Raw genomic sequence first — 14,410 nt, 5'->3', positions numbered from 1 at the left:
AATTTACTAAAGAGAATTCACTCTCTCTTAAGTGTAAACGCTTTGGTGAATCTCATCAACAAGATAGTAATAGTAACAAAATTCCATTTAGCTGCGTCTAATCTTTATGGGTTCTAACAAGCTGCACTGGAGGAGAATGGATATGGGAGCAACACAACTAAACCGGACGATAAGGAAGTTTACGCTTATTGCTTTGTGTCTATCACTTATACTGCTGAATGGCAGGGTAATGGCAGAGCCGTCTACGGTTCAGAAGACAACTGCTTTGTTCACTGCGGAGATGCAGAGAGCCTTGGAAGGGGCTCAGAATGTGCTGCTGACGATACAGCCATTTCCGGACGAAGCAGCCGTAGGCTTCTTTAAGAATGGGCATAGTCTGCCTGATGGGTATTTGGGGCAGACGGCTGACAAGATTTTGGAGCAGCGGGGGAAGTTCTCCAAGGTGGCCGATTTAGCCCGGACAGCGTTAGCTTATAGTGCTGCGGGTGGCAACATGAACAATATCGCTGGTATTGATTTATATCCATTCCTGATGAATCATGCGGGAATCGATTCGGAAGGGGCAGCCGCATTGGCAGCCGTCTATATTACCTCGAAAAACTCTATTTCCAATTCAATGGAGTGGACGAACCGTTATCCCGATATGCTCTTTTATCAGTTGCTCGCTATGCAATTGGCGGATGGCAGCTGGCCGCTGGCCGGGCAGAAGCAAGGCGATCCGGTAGCAACTGCCTTAGCGTTAACGGCACTCGCTTCGGAAATGGGATCGGAACAAACGGTGCAGCCTGTTCAGAAGGCTTTGCAGTGGCTGAAAGATAAGCAGCAGCTTGACGGTGGATTCGACGGTAAGACTGTAACGACAGCGCAGGTGATTGTTGCTTTATCGTCGCAGGGAGTTGATGCAGCGGATTTCGCCAAGGAAAAAGGGGTCTCGCTGCTGGATCATTTAATGAAGCGGAATCTTTCAGGTGGCGGTTTTGCACAGATAGAAGGCGGGGGGAAAGAGGGTCCTGCGACTGCGCAAGCCTATCTAGCCCTGACCTCGTATAAGCTATTATCCAAGCAGGCTGGATTGCTGTACAGCGGATTGCATCATACCGGCCTTGACCGGGCAACGATTCAAGTTGAAGGTCCTGGTGGCGGAACCCTTGCTGAGGGGCGTATTGCCGGTGGTGATGCAGTGAAGGTAGCCGCAGCTTTTTTACAGGCGAAAGGTCTTGCTTATAAGCTAAATGGGGATGCAGCTAAACCAGCCTTCACCGCTATAGAGGGGATTCAGAACGGGCGGTACAATGGGCGCGGAGAATGGAAAATTGCTGTATTCAGCGGGGGCAGCGCGTGGTTATATCCCGAGAATAGTCCTTTTAGGCTGACGATTGGTGATGGAGACAAGCTGCTCGTCTATTACGCGAATGATACAGAGCTGCTTGATCGGATGGAAGTGAAATGGAAAGACAAGAATGGTCAGGAAATGGGGGGATACGCAAGTGCCAATATGCCTTTTTCCCTGCGTATCACCAAGTCAAACAACCAACTAGGCGGTCTTCCAGCCTTTGGCGTTACCGTGACCCTTCAAGGAAAAAGCGTAGTGGCTGACAGCACGGGTATGGTGTCTTTTGGCGGAATGAAGCCCGGTGTCTATCCTGTGCTAGTCACCAAATATCGCAAAGATGACGCACCAGCGCTATCCAAACGAACGTTTGCGCTGCATGTCTCTTCCCCTGAACTAGCTAGCTTTACTGATGCGGGGAAAGTCGCGGAATGGGCACGCGTGGATATCGCGATGGCGCTTAGCAGCGGATATATTCAGGGCGTGAGTGCCAGCGGGAATGTACTTGCTCCTAAGCAGAAGCTGACCCGAGCTGAATTCCTAACCTTGCTATTGCGGCTATTGCATGAGTTTCCCGATGCCAAGGCCGTCTCCAGCTTTAAGGACGTCCAGGCTGGCAAATGGTACAGCGGTACTATCGCCAAGGCTGTGGAACTGGGCGTCGTTAGCCCTTCATCTGGCAAGTTCGAACCGGACCGTGGTATTACACGGGAAGAAGCGGCAGTTATGGTTACTAAAGCCGTACGGCTAGCTACCTACGGTAGCCCAGACCGTGTGAAGTTTACTGATACGGCTGGCTTACCAGAGGCAAGCCGTCATGCGATTCAGGCTGTGAATGAACATGAAGTGATGACCGGCAGCGGAGGCCGCTTTGATCCAAAGCAGATTCTGGTGCGTGAGCAAGCGGCGGCAATTTTAATCAGATTACAGAAATTAATCCCGGAACCCTTCTACTGATGGAATTAATGTCCAGGGATATGATAAGCTCATGTAGAGTTACATATCCCTAAACAGAGGAGGGAAATCTATGAGTCGTTTGATCACAGGGAACATTTATTATGGATTTCAGGTCATTAATGAGGAATTTATTAAGGAAATCGATTCCGCCGTATTCACGATGGAACATTTGAAGAGTGGCGCCAGGCTGCTGTTCGTGCAGAATCAAGACGACAACAAGGTCTTTAGCGTAAGCTTCAGAACTCCGCCTGAGGATAGCACGGGTGTTTTTCATATTTTAGAGCATTCCGTATTATGTGGGTCGGAGAAATATCCGGTTAAGGAACCTTTTGTAGAATTACTGAAAGGCTCGATGCAGACGTTCCTGAACGCATTTACGTTTGGGGATAAGACGATGTATCCAGTGGCGAGCCGGAACGATCAAGACTTCTCCAACTTGGTGGAGGTATATCTGGATAGTGTCTTTCAGCCGAATATTTATAAGCAGCAAGAAATCTTTGAGCAAGAGGGCTGGCATTACGAGCTTCAGCATCCCGAAGATGAGCTTATCTATAAAGGCGTGGTTTACAACGAGATGAAGGGTTCTTATTCCTCACCGACAACGGTATTGATGGATAGAATCAAAAAGTCATTGTATCCGGACACGATCTACCGTCATTCTTCAGGTGGAGATCCACAGGAGATTCCAGCACTAACCTATGAGCAGTTTCTTAAGGCGCACAGCAATTATTATCATCCGTCGAACAGTTATTTTTATCTCTACGGAGACGTTAATATTGAAGAAAAGCTGCAATTTATAGATCAGGAATATCTTGGATCTTATGAACGAAACAGCTTTGATACATCCATCCCCCTGCAAAAGCCGATTGGAATGACGGAGCTGGTAGCGGATTATCCGATCATGGAAGCAGAATCTGCTACAGATAAGACTTACCTGAGTCTGAATTATGTGATTGGAACCTCTACAGATCGGGAATTGAACCTGGCTTTTGATATTTTAAAAAGCATGCTGATGGACAGCAACGCAGCTCCGCTCAAGCAAGCCCTGCTCGAAAGCGGACTGGGCAAGGATGCGTTTGCTTTTTATTCCGACAGTATGGTTCAGCCGCTGCTTGGCATTACGCTGACGCATTCCAATGCCTCCTCCAAAGATGCCTTCGTGGAGCTGGTGAAGACTACATTAAAGCGTTTGGCTCAGGACGGACTAGATGAGAAGCTGGTGCTGGCAGCAGTCAACAGCAAGGAATTTGAACTGCGGGAAGCGGACTTTAACCAGTATCCAAAAGGTCTTACTTACAATATCGAAGTGATGAAGTCCTGGCTCTATGACGGTCAGCCTACCAATCATATGCGATATGAAGAGGCGTTCACTGCCATACGGGAAAAGCTGGCGGATCGTTATTTTGAGAAGTTGATTGAAGTCTATTTGTTGAATAGTGATCATCGCAGTGTGGTGGTGCTGAACCCGTCCAAGACGATCGCCGCTGAAAAGGAAGCATCCGCTCAGCATCAATTGAGTGAATACAAAGCGTCACTCCAACCAGATCAGTTGGCGCAGCTGGTTCAGCGTACACAGAACCTCTTGGCACGGCAGAGCCGTCCAGATGTCGCCGAGGATTTGCAGAAGCTGCCAAGCTTGTCCCTACAGGATATTAACCGAAATATAGAACCGCAAGTACCAACCTATGAACATTCCCATCAGGACATAACGGTGATTCATCATGAGGTAGCTACCCAGAAGATTGCCTACTGCAAGTTTTATTGGGATACAAGTGTTGTCGCTCCTGAGCGAATCCCTTATTTAGTGCTGCTGGCAGAGGTATTAGGTCAAATGGAAACTGCGTCCTACAGCATCGAAGAGCTCACCAGTGAAATCGGGATCAAAACTGGGGGCATTTACTTCAGGAATGAGATCTTTGGCGCAGCAAAAACCAACGGGGCAAGCTATCAGCCCAAATTCAGTGCGCTGGTGAAAGTAATGGGAGGGCATATTGGTGAGTCGCTGGATCTGCTGAGAGAGATGCTGTATACTAGTGCGCTCGATAATCTGACTAAGCTGCAGGAAATCGTCCGCCGGGAAGCCTCGCAGATGGAATCGATTCTGAACCAAAGAGGGAATGATATTGCGGCTAGCCGCCTGATGTCCTATTTCTCGGATATGGGAGCGTATCAGGAACAACAGGGCGGTGTAACTTATTACCGCTTTATCCGCGAGCTTGCCGAGACGTTCGATCAGCAGGGAGCTCAGCTAGCAGACACACTGAAGGATATCTGTGCGGCTTTATTTAATAAAAAGAATTTGATCATCAGCGTGACGGGAACACCTGAATTGTATGAGGAATTCGCTAATAATGTTGCGAAGCTGGATATCCAGGACCAACCTGTAGTGGATATGCCTAAGATTACCGCGCAAGGCCATGCGGACAATGAAGGATTCATGTCTTCCAGTCAGGTGCAGTATGTGGTCAAGGGATACAACTTCACTAAGCTAGGATTCACATATTCAGGCAAAATGCAGGTGCTCAAAAAAATCTTGAGCCTCACCTATCTATGGAATGCGGTGCGTGTGAAGGGTGGTGCTTACGGCGGAAATCTGATTCTGCGCAGAGACGGGATAATGATGTTTACTTCCTACCGTGATCCGAATTTGCAGGAGACGCTGGAGGTGTATGATCAGGCGTACCGTTTTGCTGAAGGGTATGAAGCAGATGCCGACGAGATGACCAAAGCAATTATCGGCACCTTGTCGATGCTGGACCAGCCGCTAAGTCCGAGTGCTCAGGGACGGCGGGCGGACCGGCATTATTTCGAACAGGTGACGGAGGCTGAACTCCAGCAAGAACGGGATGAAATCTTGTCGACAACACCGGAAGACATCAGACAGTACACCGACTTACTTAAGGCTGTGACGGAACAGAATTATTTCACTGTGGTCGGTAACGCGTCCAAGCTGAAATCGAAAACCGCTTTATTCGGAAAGCTGGAAGAACTTGTGAAGTAAGTTTCTCTAATCGCTCCTTTTCAGTACATGTCTACGGGCATGTGCTGGAGAGGGGCGTTTTTTAATAAGGTGAACTAAAAAACACTCTATAAAGGAAAAGTGGCCGGAAGTCCAAATATTCACTGCAATCACGTACTTACCTTAAAAGTAGAATTAAATCTGATTATTTAGTTAGAACATTGACAGTTAGAGTTCTAACTATTATGATAATGGTGTTACTTAGAGTTCTAACTAATTCGGTTGAGGAGGAAATAATTATGAATAAACACGTTGAGAACACACCCTTTTCTAATTTGATTCGAGAGATCGGGATGAAACTAAAAAGTACAGCTGATGCCAGACTAAATGAGTTAGGTCTGAATTCACAGCAAGGGCGCATGATCGGCTATATTTTTGAGCATCAAGAAAAAGGTGTTATTCAAAAGGATTTGGCGGAGGTCTTTAATAGAAAAGGGGCAAGTATTACCAGCATGCTCCAAGGTTTAGAAAAGAAAGGCTATATCAAGCGTGTCACACCTGAGAATGATGAACGACAGAAGAGTATTTTTGTTCTGGAAAAGGGTGCTCTTTTGGTCGAGGAGTTCAATGAGATTTTTTCTGAGGTAGAAGCAAGCATTACAAAAGCACTCCGTCCGGAAGAAACTGCAACCTTAAAATCTTTACTGCAAAAAGTTAAATCAAGTCTATAAAAGTTTGGAGGAAGAATCATGGAAACAGAAGGTTCAAATCAATATTATTTAGAATCGGCGCCGATCAAGAAGGCAATTGCTCATCTATCTATTCCTATGATGATCGGGATGTCTGTAGGTACCATCTATAATGTAATCAATGCTTATTTCATTGGCTTACTCCACAATACTAGTATGCTGACGGCCATTACTTTGGGTCTGCCCATTTTCACAGTCTTAATGGCTTTTGGGAATATGCTTGGCGTAGGTGGAGGAACATTTATTACAAGGCTGGCAGGGCAAAAAGATACGGAGAAGGGAAAGAAGGTTGCCGGATACACTTTTTATGGAAGCATTATAGTGGGTATTCTTATTGCTCTAATGGCGATGTTAGCGATTGATCCAATTACGCGATTGCTGGGGGCAGATGCTGCTACTCTAGACTTTACTAAGGCTTATGCTTTGACTCTTTTTGCCGGTGGATTCGCCATTGTGCTTAATTTTGCCTTGGAGCAGCTAGTCCGTTCGGAAGGTGCCTCGAAGGAATCGATGTATGGCATCTTCATCAGTACGGCTTTAAGTTTAATTTTTGATCCACTCTTTATTCTAGTGTTGAACTGGCATGTGGCAGGTGCTGCGTTGGCAATGGTTTTAGCGAATGTGGGTTCCGCGATTTATTATGTCTATTTTTTAGAAACGAAAAGTGAGCACTTAAGAGGATTTTTGAAGCATTTCAAGATATCTGTTCGAGATCAATTAGAAGTGTACAAAATAGGTGTATCGGAGTTATTGCAATTTAGTTTTGTGATTGTGAGCACGCTTTTGTTAAATAACTTTGCGATTCAATATGGAGAGAATGTGGTTGCTGGGTTTGGTGTGGCCTTAAGAATTGTTCAGGTTCCGGAATTTTTATCAATGGGTTTATTCTTAGGATTGATTCCACTGTTTGCGTTTAACTTTGCTAGTCAAAATATGGCGAGACTTAAATCAACGATTAAGCATGCTTTTGCCTATATCGGAGGTATTGCTGTTGTATTTGTAGGTCTGGTATTTTTGTTCAGAGGAACGATTCTACATTTCTTCTCTAATGATCCTTCGGTGTTAAGTATGGGAACTTATATTTTGGTAGCCATGCTGATTTCTGCTTTATTTAATGGATTTACGGGTTTGTTCATGAGTATTTTTCAAGCGACCGGACAGGGGATTCCAACTAACATTATGGCCATCACACAAGGCGTACTGTTTATCCCTATGATTATCGTATTACATTCTGTCTTTGGACTTCACGGCGTGATCTGGTCTATGACCATAACAGAAGTTATAACGAGCTTGATGGGCGTTATCTTGTTTATTATTTTTAGTAAAAAGCTGAAAAGTACGGGCGGGGATGGAAAAGGTGTTGTAGAGGTTGCGTCCGTGTAAAACGATCTTACTATGCGTGGAAAAATAGAAATGTAGTGGATGGCGGGAGCTTGGCTCGCGCTTTTTTTGCAAATATAAGAAAGTATAAGTTTTACAATATACTTTATGTCTTATATTTCTCGCATAAACACCTTTGGCGTCCTTATAAGGACGCCAAAGGTGTTTTTACTTGGTTGTCTAAAAGGTTTCGCAACTAAAGGATCGGTAAAATTAGTTCCAAAATGAACAATTATAGTTCTTATGATTAAGGCTTACTTTTTCTACAATTATGGATAAGTAAAGGAGGAGAACTATGATACGAAAATTTCATCTTAAAATGGATACGCGCGAAGCGATCGCCGGGTATTTATTCGTCGCTCCACTGATGTTGGGGCTGATCATCTTGACATTGATCCCGGTGCTGGGCTCACTGTTGTTAAGCTTCACGAACTGGAACTTTGTGGCTGGGTTAGGGGGGATTAAGTTCGCGGGCGTGGATAATTTCATAAGGCTGTTTCATGATGATGCTTTTATGAAAAGCTTGCTGAACAATCTGCTCTTTATTATCACCGTTCCGGTTACGATCATCGTTGCGCTATTGCTGGCTATCCTGATTGATAAACAGGTGTTTCTGAAGGATTTGTTTAAAGTAATTTATTTCCTTCCATACATCTCCAGTGTAGTTGCTATCGCTATGGTCTGGCAGGTTATGTTTCATCCCTCACTGGGACCTGTTAATCAATTTCTGATGTCGCTGGGATGGGATAATCCGCCGAAATGGCTGGCTGATATTCATTATGCTCTGCCGTCACTTATGCTGATCCAGATTTGGATTCAGCTCGGGTATAACATTATTATTTTTATCGCGGGTTTACAGAGTATTCCAAGGGATCTTTATGAAGCAGCTGATATTGATGGCGCCAATGTCTGGCGGAAATTTCGCAATATCACAGTGCCTTGCATTTCGCCGACCACCTTTTTCTTGCTGGTTACTGGGGTCATTGGCTCCTTTAAGATCTTTGATCTAATACAAGTACTGACACAAGGTGGACCTGCTAACTCCACGACAGTTATCGTATATGAGCTATATGACACTGCCTTCAACCAGTTGAAGACGGGTTATGCCTCTAGTATGGCACTTGTCCTGTTCCTCATCTGCCTGATCATTACAGCCCTGCAGATGTTAGCGCAAAAAAAATGGGTCAATTATTAAAGGCAGAAAGGAGAATTTACAGTGAGAAAAGAGCTTCTATCCAGAACCTTCTGGACAATTGCAATGGGACTGCTAGGTATTGCATTTCTTTTACCGTTTCTATGGATGTTATCTACTTCCTTTAAACTGGAGAAAGATGTGTTTAATTTTCCAATACAATGGCTGCCGCAGCAGTGGAATCTTATTGAGAATTACAAACAGGTGTGGTCAGGTGATTTCGCTCGTTATTACGGAAATTCCATTTATATTACGCTGACGACGACTATAATTAATGTGCTGATATGCGCACTGGCTGCTTATGGATTCTCCAAGCTGCGTTTTCCGGGTAGAGATGCGATGTTTGTAGTAGTATTAGCCCTTTATATGGTACCTCCGCAGGCTTCGTTAGTTCCACAGTTTCTACTGTTTAACTGGCTGAATCTGATTGATACACATATAGGATTGATCTTAATTAATAGCTTTAGTATTATCGGTGCGTTTATGCTCAAGCAGTTTTTTATGGGGGTAAACAACGAGTATCTTGAATCGGCGCGGATGGATGGAGCAGGTCATTTTCGCTCTTTTCTACAAATTGCATTCCCGTTAATCCGTCCGGCTGTAGCCACTTATGCTATTTTGCGGTTTATCTGGACCTGGAACGACTATCAGTATCCACTCATTTTTTTGAAATCTAAAGAGCTGTTTACGATTCAGTTAGGTATTCGGTTGTTTGGGGATCAATACGGGGATGTCTATTCACTCATGATGGCTGGTGCGGTATCTGCAATTTTGCCTCTGTTAATTATTTTTGCTCTCGGACAGAAGCAAGTTATTGAGGGAATTGCCCTCGGAGGCGTGAAGGGATAATAAAAGTCAAAATAGTTTCTCTTCGGTAGAATATGAGAACTTTCCTCGTCTATCCCGCATGTTAGGATGTTCTTGTAAGCAGTTACATAGCACTAGCTGTAAAGCGAGGTATACCCAACACATTTATAGGAGGGTCTATATGAAAAAGAAATTATTATCCGTGCTTGTTATCTCATCGATGGCGTTGTCACTCACCGCATGCGGTGGAAATGCGAAAACCAATAATGCAGGGGCGACAAATGCGCCTGAAGCTGGTGGGAATAAAGAGCCTGCAGCAGAGAAGGTTACGCTGAAGCTGAGTACCTGGCAGACGGAAGCGAAAGCGAAATGGAGCACGATTATCGCAGAGTTTGAGAAGGCGCATCCTGACATACATGTAGAAGTAGATCTACTGAATGAAAAAGGTGATTCTGTAGCCTCCATGCAAAAGCTGGACTTGATGGCTGCTGCAAGTGACCCGCTGGATATTGTCGAACTGCCTTATACCAACTATTCGCAGCGTGCAGATATCGGTTTGTTAGCGCCGATGGACGAATATATTCAGAAAGAAGGGTATAAGCTCTCCGATGAATATCTGGTGGACACTTCGGTCAATGGCAAAATCTATGCGTTGCCGTCTTCTATGCAGCGCTGGTTCGTGCTCCTTAACAAAGAAATGCTAGATGAGGCTGGTCTGCCGGTTCCGACGGACTGGACTTGGGCTGATTTCGAAGAGTATGCGAAGAAATTGACCAAGGGTGAGGGTGCAACGAAGCGTTTTGGCGCATATTTGCATAATTGGCCGGATTATTTCCAGCTCCAGCTGATGAGTAAGCCTGAGGATAATACATTTCTAAAAGCTGATGGAACCTCGAATGCGCTAGACCCGCAGTTTAAGGCAAATCTGCAGATGATGAAGAAAATGATGTACGAAGATAAGAGTGCCACTCCTTATGAAGATATTATTTCGCAGAAGCTTGCCTACCGGAATCAGTATTTCAATGGTTTAGCGGCGATGCTTCCGATGGGAGACTGGATGGTTGCGGAATCGGGAGGAACTGAGGCTATTCCGGCAACTTTTGTTACAGCGTTTGCCCCAATCCCTCGATTGGATAGTGAAAGCAAACATTACTCACCTGTGCAGCCGACTTATATGGGGATAGCTGCTAAATCGAAGAATAAGGAGGCTGCTTATACCTTTGTGCGCTGGTATACCTCAGAAGGATTGGAAATTGGAGGGCGTGTCTTCTCTGGCTGGGCGAAATCAGATACGAATAAATTGGTGGATACGATTGTGAATGGTTCCAAGGATCCATCTAAGATTGATGTCGATTCCCTGAAATTTACGATGGAGAACTCGACACCTGGTGCGACGCAAGTTCCCGCTAAATATGCGGATGAAGCTAAGAACAACGTTATTCCAGAAGCAGAGATGTATCTCCTCGGCCAACAGGATCTGGATGTGACAGTTAACAATATTGATAAAAAAATCTCGGAAGTCGTTCAGAACAACAGCGGAAAGTAGGCGGAGACTGATTGTACGCTTCCCTAAGGGGGCTTATAATGTGGGGGCAGGAAAGCATTTCTGTCTCCTGCTCCAAATTCAAACAGATATGGGGCCTGTCATCCGTGTTTAGAAAGCATCAATCACTTCGAATGAAACTTGTCTGGTCTTCACTGATCTGCGTACTGATTCCACTGGTCTGCATTTACATGGTTACAGATTATTTAACTCGGGATCTGATTCTGGAGAAGGCCGTTGGCAGCGCTAGAGAATCCCTCAATGCGTCCAGTGCCAATATGAATGCCATTTTTGAACAGACGCTAGAGCAGTCCAATTTCGTGCTCCAGAACAATGAAATTAGGCAGATGATGTCCGCCGATCCAGATACGCTACGTTCAGCGAAGGAGATCATCCAGTATAACCGTATGTCGCGGATGCTGGATGATATGTTCGTATTAACCGAATATTTAAAAGTGACGCTAATCGGAAAAAATGGATTTATTTATACCAGCTATCCTTATAGTGACTTTAATCCGACAACCTTTTATAACGAGCAATGGATGTCGCTGATGAAACAAATTCAACCTATCTCGACCTATTGGAAAGCAGAACACGATACTTACTATAATTACTCGGATAAGGGCTCAACTAATTGGGTAACCATTGCGAGACCCATTCAATCAACTTCCAGCAGTACGATCGGATATATGATTATTAACATCAATGAGCGTAAACTCCGCCCTTATCTAAATAATGATAACGGTAAAGAAATGATGCTTTTGGATGATAAAGGTACTGTCGTGTCACATGCTGACAAGGCCCGAATTGGTGAATTGACGACATGGTGGAAGAAGGATGGCGGGCTTGACACTGTCGAAATCGATGCTGAGAAATTCTTATATGTTGACCAGGAGCTGAGCAGCAACAAATGGCGGATGGTAAGCATTATTCCAATGAAGGCTGCTTTGTCGAAGAATAAGCAGATTTTATTTATCAGCTTGGCTGTGCAGATTCTTTTCTTTACTTTGTTTTCCGTGCTCTTAACCGTCCTTATCTCTAAACTAACTCAGCCTATCGTAAAGTTAAGTGCTTTTGTAAAGGGAATAGGTCGTGGTCAATTGGACGAACGTTCCTTCATTCGAGGGAAGAATGAGGCAGCGCAGCTTGCCCGCACCATCGACCAGATGCTAGACCGTATCGAGTCTATGATTGAACAAATCACTTATGAGCAAATGGGAAAAAGAAAAGCCGAGCTAGAAATGCTGCAGGCACAGATCAATCCACACTTTATGTTTAATTTACTGAATTCGATCCGGTTAAATATTTTGATGCAAGGAGACAAGGAGAACGCTGAGCTGATTGGTTCGCTGTCATCTTTGCTCCGTATGACCTTTAACAGGGACAATGAATTTATCCCGCTTCGCGAGGAGACAGACACGATATCTCATTATGTGACGTTGATGAATTTTCGCCATGCGAATCAGGTCAGGCTAGAGATGAATTTAGCGGATGGAAGTGCTGAAGCGCTGGTACCCCGGTTTATGATTCAGCCTATGATCGAGAATGCTATTATTCATGGTTTCGAGCAGTTTGGTGGTGAGATTTACATTGGTGCTCATATAATTGCAATTACAGGAACGCTGGTGATCACGATTAAGGATAATGGCATCGGCATGTCACCGGAGAATTTAAAAAGACTTCGTGAAACCGCATACAGCAGCGAGCAAATAGCAGAAGAAGACAGAAAAGGTTTCTCCGGTATAGGCTTACGTAATGTGGCTCAACGCCTCAGTATGATTTATGGCGCTTCTTTCAAGCTGAATATCCAAAGCGAACCTGATGTGGGTACGGAGATTTGTTTGGAGTTTCCTCTGGATGATGGAAAGGCAGGTGTGGAGAATGCTGACGGCAATCTTGGTGGATGATGACTATCCGGTTATCCGTTATTTGTCGCAGGCCGTACCTTGGAGTGAGATCGGTATTGAACTCATAGGAAGTTATTATAGCGGTCTTGAGGCTTGGGAAAAAGCACAGCAGAATCCACCGGATTTGATTATTACCGATATTGGTATGCCCAAGATGAACGGACTGGAGATGCTTGAGAAATTCAGAGCAGTGAATCCTGGAATCCGAGCGATTATTTTGTCCTGCCACAACGAATTCAAATACGCTCAGCAGGCGCTGAAATTAAACGTAGGAGAATATATTTTAAAGGAATCACTGGATATCGATCAGCTGGTGCAAGCACTCAGAACGCTTGTGACGGAAGTGGGTCTGAATAGGCAGCAGCATACAGAGATGCTCGTTTATAAGCAAAAGCAGTCTCAAAACCGTGCCGCACTTAAGGAAAAGTTTCTAAAAGATACTCTGTATCAATCCTGGGACAAGTCGGCTTGGATCGAACAGGCCCGGTCAAACGGAATTATGATCCATGCCAAAAATTATATTCCGCTGGTTATTGTGATTGACCGTCCGGAGGAAGTTTCAAGGGTACGCCGGATGAGTGAATATACGATTTCTTTTGCAGTTGAGAATATCATGCAGGAAGTGCTTGAGGCTGATCACAGTCTATTTATTTCGAGATACAGTAACAAGGAAATTGTCATTCTCTTTTGCAGTGACAAGCCATCTAAAGATCACCAAGCAATCTATCATTCTATTCAAAATGCAGCTTCTGCCGTGCAGAAATATCTCAAACTGTCCGTCTCTTGCATCTTTGGCGCTGAGGCGCGCAGTCCTGAAGAGATTCGAGGAACACTGCAGCGGATGCTAAGGGAGAAGATCCAACGCTTTTATCTTCCTACGGCAGGAATTCACCGTTTTGAAGAGATTTGCTTTTCAAAGGAAGATATTTATGCCGAGTATGGAAGTGTGTACGCTGTTATCAATGATGATATTGCTCTGAACAGGGACACGGAGCTTCGCGTTCATATCAAGGAATGGAGAGAATGGGTGGCCTCGCAAAAATTCCATCCAAATGAAGTCAAGGAATGTGTACTCCGCTTGCTGATGGATTTGCAGATGAAGACGAAACAACTGCTGCAAACACCATTGCCAATGGCTGAAGAGAAGCTGTTTAACGTGGTGGGTGACATTGAAACTCTTGAGCACTTGGAAGATTGGTTAGTTCAGTACTTGGAGGAATTAGCTCGGAAAATTAGTATATTCTCCATTAAGTCCAAACGGAGCGAGGTTATCAAAGCCCAGCAGTTCGTGATTAGTCATGTAACGGAGAAAATAACACTAGAAGACATGGCCGGACGCCTAAACTTGAATGCCAGCTATTTCAGTCGCCTCTTCAAAAGGGAAACAAACCAGAATTTCATTGAATATGTAAATATGCTAAAGCTTCAGAAGGCAAAAGAGCTGCTTAATCAGTCAGGAAAGACTGTGGAAGAAATCTCTGAGTATCTGGGATATGCGAATAAAAGTTATTTCATTAAGTTGTTTAAACGGGAAATGGGCATGAGGCCAAGTGAATATGCAGCTTGGCATTGAGTGTGGATAGGAG

9 protein-coding genes are annotated in these 14,410 nt (G+C 44.6%); all 9 read left to right on the top strand.

Annotated elements, in window-relative coordinates; translation table 11 throughout:
* Positions 1 to 142: 142 nt before the first annotated feature.
* The 9 genes from NST74_RS21750 to NST74_RS21710 all read left to right on the top strand — a co-directional run bounded on the left by NST74_RS21750 (position 143) and on the right by NST74_RS21710 (position 14,397).
* Positions 143 to 2,287, top strand: coding sequence for an S-layer homology domain-containing protein (locus tag NST74_RS21750; RefSeq protein WP_341114395.1), 2,145 nt, complete (start codon positions 143 to 145; stop codon positions 2,285 to 2,287).
* A 70-nt stretch (positions 2,288 to 2,357) separates the two neighbouring features.
* Complete coding sequence (locus NST74_RS21745) at positions 2,358 to 5,288, top strand: insulinase family protein (RefSeq protein WP_341114393.1); 2,931 nt, start codon at positions 2,358 to 2,360, stop codon at positions 5,286 to 5,288.
* 257 nt (positions 5,289 to 5,545) lie between these two features.
* Positions 5,546 to 5,977 (top strand): MarR family winged helix-turn-helix transcriptional regulator, encoded by a 432-nt coding sequence (locus tag NST74_RS21740; protein ID WP_341114392.1) that lies wholly within the window; start codon positions 5,546 to 5,548, stop codon positions 5,975 to 5,977.
* An 18-nt stretch (positions 5,978 to 5,995) separates the two neighbouring features.
* Complete coding sequence (locus NST74_RS21735) at positions 5,996 to 7,378, top strand: MATE family efflux transporter (RefSeq protein WP_076117140.1); 1,383 nt, start codon at positions 5,996 to 5,998, stop codon at positions 7,376 to 7,378.
* 292 nt (positions 7,379 to 7,670) lie between these two features.
* Positions 7,671 to 8,570, top strand: a complete 900-nt coding sequence (locus tag NST74_RS21730) for a carbohydrate ABC transporter permease (protein ID WP_042130036.1) — start codon at positions 7,671 to 7,673, stop codon at positions 8,568 to 8,570.
* 63 nt (positions 8,571 to 8,633) lie between these two features.
* A complete protein-coding gene (locus tag NST74_RS21725) occupies positions 8,634 to 9,416 on the top strand; it encodes a carbohydrate ABC transporter permease (RefSeq protein WP_042132362.1) in 783 nt (260 codons plus the stop codon).
* A 139-nt stretch (positions 9,417 to 9,555) separates the two neighbouring features.
* A complete protein-coding gene (locus tag NST74_RS21720; protein WP_341114391.1) occupies positions 9,556 to 10,920 on the top strand; it encodes an ABC transporter substrate-binding protein in 1,365 nt (454 codons plus the stop codon).
* 38 nt (positions 10,921 to 10,958) lie between these two features.
* Complete coding sequence (locus NST74_RS21715) at positions 10,959 to 12,824, top strand: cache domain-containing sensor histidine kinase (protein WP_341114390.1); 1,866 nt, start codon at positions 10,959 to 10,961, stop codon at positions 12,822 to 12,824.
* The gene (locus NST74_RS21710; protein WP_341114389.1) at positions 12,775 to 14,397 is read left to right on the top strand and encodes a response regulator transcription factor; all 1,623 of its coding nucleotides are present in this window, start codon (positions 12,775 to 12,777) and stop codon (positions 14,395 to 14,397) included. Before NST74_RS21715 ends, NST74_RS21710 begins: the two co-directional genes overlap by 50 nt.
* Positions 14,398 to 14,410 lie beyond the last annotated feature (13 nt).

This window comes from Paenibacillus sp. FSL F4-0125, from assembly GCF_038008565.1.
In the GTDB taxonomy this organism is placed as follows: domain Bacteria; phylum Bacillota; class Bacilli; order Paenibacillales; family Paenibacillaceae; genus Paenibacillus_AQ.
Note: the sequence above shows the minus strand (reverse complement) of the source record. Positions and strands in the feature narration are given on the sequence as shown.

Excerpts from the sequence above, each read along its gene's own strand:
- NST74_RS21725 (WP_042132362.1), top strand. The coding sequence starts at position 8,634 with ATGGGACTGCTAGGTATTGCATTTCTTTTACCGTTTCTATGGATGTTA.
- NST74_RS21735 (WP_076117140.1), top strand. The coding sequence starts at position 5,996 with ATGGAAACAGAAGGTTCAAATCAATATTATTTAGAATCGGCGCCGATC.
- NST74_RS21740 (WP_341114392.1), top strand. The coding sequence starts at position 5,546 with ATGAATAAACACGTTGAGAACACACCCTTTTCTAATTTGATTCGAGAG.
- NST74_RS21720 (WP_341114391.1), top strand. The coding sequence starts at position 9,556 with ATGAAAAAGAAATTATTATCCGTGCTTGTTATCTCATCGATGGCGTTG.
- NST74_RS21750 (WP_341114395.1), top strand. The coding sequence starts at position 143 with ATGGGAGCAACACAACTAAACCGGACGATAAGGAAGTTTACGCTTATT.
- NST74_RS21710 (WP_341114389.1), top strand. The coding sequence starts at position 12,775 with ATGATGGAAAGGCAGGTGTGGAGAATGCTGACGGCAATCTTGGTGGAT.
- NST74_RS21715 (WP_341114390.1), top strand. The coding sequence starts at position 10,959 with ATGTGGGGGCAGGAAAGCATTTCTGTCTCCTGCTCCAAATTCAAACAG.
- NST74_RS21745 (WP_341114393.1), top strand. The coding sequence starts at position 2,358 with ATGAGTCGTTTGATCACAGGGAACATTTATTATGGATTTCAGGTCATT.
- NST74_RS21730 (WP_042130036.1), top strand. The coding sequence starts at position 7,671 with ATGATACGAAAATTTCATCTTAAAATGGATACGCGCGAAGCGATCGCC.